The following is a 1,391-nucleotide window of genomic DNA, read 5'->3' as shown; positions in this document are numbered from 1 at the left end:
TTTTGGATGGAATGGTACTTTTTTTTGTCCAGCGCGCTGGACGAAAAGGAATAGCAAGAGGGTAACACGCTGACGCGATGTTTCAGTTTTTATTTTATCAAAAAACACTAGTAAAATTAATGCTTAACAGCGATTTATTGTTTTGGTTTTTGAAATTTAAGCATCGTTTTTCACGGAAAAAGCTGTCAGCCCAATAAAAACAATAAATTTTTCAAGGAAAAATGGATAAAGGATATGAAAAAGAACGATTTGATAGCTTAAGTATTAAAACTTCGGTAGCTAAAAAATTCAATGGATTTTGTAGAAAAATGTCACTGTCGAAATCTATGACGTTATTAGTTATGATTGCTTTTTTTGAAGAAAAATGGAATTTCACCACACGAATCCATAGGTCCAAAAATGCAGACGCTAGAGGCTTTAATTAAGAAACGAATCAATGGTGTTATTGCCATAATGAAAGACATAGAAAAGAACCAAACTAAACCGACTGTAGCCATGATGCAATCTCTTTTTAAGGAGATTGAACCACCAATAAAGAAATTGATTTTAGAGAAGAAAACACCAGAGCAAAAGAATCCAGTACGTTTTCGAGAAAAGCGAGAAACAGATAACGAATTATAAAAATTATAGAAATGTATATCACCATTACAGCGCAAAAACTAGGAAGTAATTATTCGCAAAGCTCAGGAGATTTTGTAGATTATCTAGAGAAAGAAAATGAAAGTTTAGAACAAGGAGAAATAGAACACTTTTTTAATCAATATGGTGATGAGATTAATGCGACAGAAGTTGTAATAGAAATTGACGAAAATACAGCAAAGCTTAAAAAAGGAGAACCAAAATTTTATTCCATAACTGTGAGTCCTAGCAAATACGAATTGAGACAATTACAAAATAACAGACAAGAATTAAAGCAATATACTAGAGCAATAATGAAGGATTATGCAGCTTCTTTTAACCGAGAAATTAATGGTAAACCTATAACTGTAGATGATATTAAATACTATGCTAAAATAGAACACCATGTTTAAAGAAGATAAGTTAGATGCTAAAGATTGCATTTGCTCTTTTAATTTGTTTGCATTTTCTACAGACTCTTCGTTAATCGTTGCTTGACGACTTGCAGATTCCATTTGTACTTTATATAAACTATTTAAAGATTCCATTTGTGCAGCAGCAAGAGACATTTCTTCTCCATACTTCTTTTGTGCAGCCATTGCATCTACTGTTGGAGAGATTCCTTTAGCAGCACCTTCAAAGTTTTTGATACTGTTACCTAAGCTAGCCATTAATTCACCATCAATTTTAGCATCTTTTAATAAGTTGTCTAATTTTTTAGATAATAATCCTTCTGCATCTTTAGGCTCTTCTTTTTAAGTGCTTTTTAGTTG

The 1,391-nt window shown here is 31.8% G+C and carries 2 protein-coding genes and 2 pseudogenes; 3 read left to right on the top strand and 1 reads right to left on the bottom strand.

All coding sequences use genetic code 11. The features are described from left to right. The first annotated feature begins 221 nt into the window (after window positions 1–221). The 3 genes and pseudogenes from ASC41_RS17265 to ASC41_RS00070 all read left to right on the top strand — a co-directional run. Window positions 222–425 (top strand): BfmA/BtgA family mobilization protein, encoded by a 204-nt coding sequence (locus tag ASC41_RS17265; RefSeq protein ID WP_275452857.1) that lies wholly within the window; start codon window positions 222–224, stop codon window positions 423–425. After that, window positions 355–621 (top strand): BfmA/BtgA family mobilization protein, encoded by a 267-nt coding sequence (locus ASC41_RS00075; RefSeq protein ID WP_241489609.1) that lies wholly within the window; start codon window positions 355–357, stop codon window positions 619–621. Before ASC41_RS17265 ends, ASC41_RS00075 begins: the two co-directional genes overlap by 71 nt. Window positions 622–632: 11 nt before the next feature. Beyond that, a pseudogene (locus tag ASC41_RS00070) lies at window positions 633–1,022 on the top strand (DUF5712 family protein); the annotation flags it as partial. On the opposite strand, the pseudogene porL reads toward ASC41_RS00070, so the two are convergent. Then, window positions 1,017–1,370, bottom strand: a pseudogene (gene porL, locus ASC41_RS16545) (type IX secretion system motor protein PorL/GldL); the annotation flags it as partial. The pseudogenes ASC41_RS00070 and porL sit on opposite strands and share 6 nt — an antisense overlap. Window positions 1,371–1,391: the final 21 nt, after the last annotated feature.

Source organism: Lacinutrix algicola (genome assembly GCF_001418085.1).
Taxonomy (GTDB): domain Bacteria; phylum Bacteroidota; class Bacteroidia; order Flavobacteriales; family Flavobacteriaceae; genus Lacinutrix; species Lacinutrix algicola.
This window is presented reverse-complemented; position numbering and strand designations above follow the sequence as displayed.

What these genes read in the sequence shown, in the direction of transcription:
- ASC41_RS17265 (WP_275452857.1), top strand. Translation starts at nt 222, where the DNA reads ATGGATAAAGGATATGAAAAAGAACGATTTGATAGCTTAAGTATTAAA.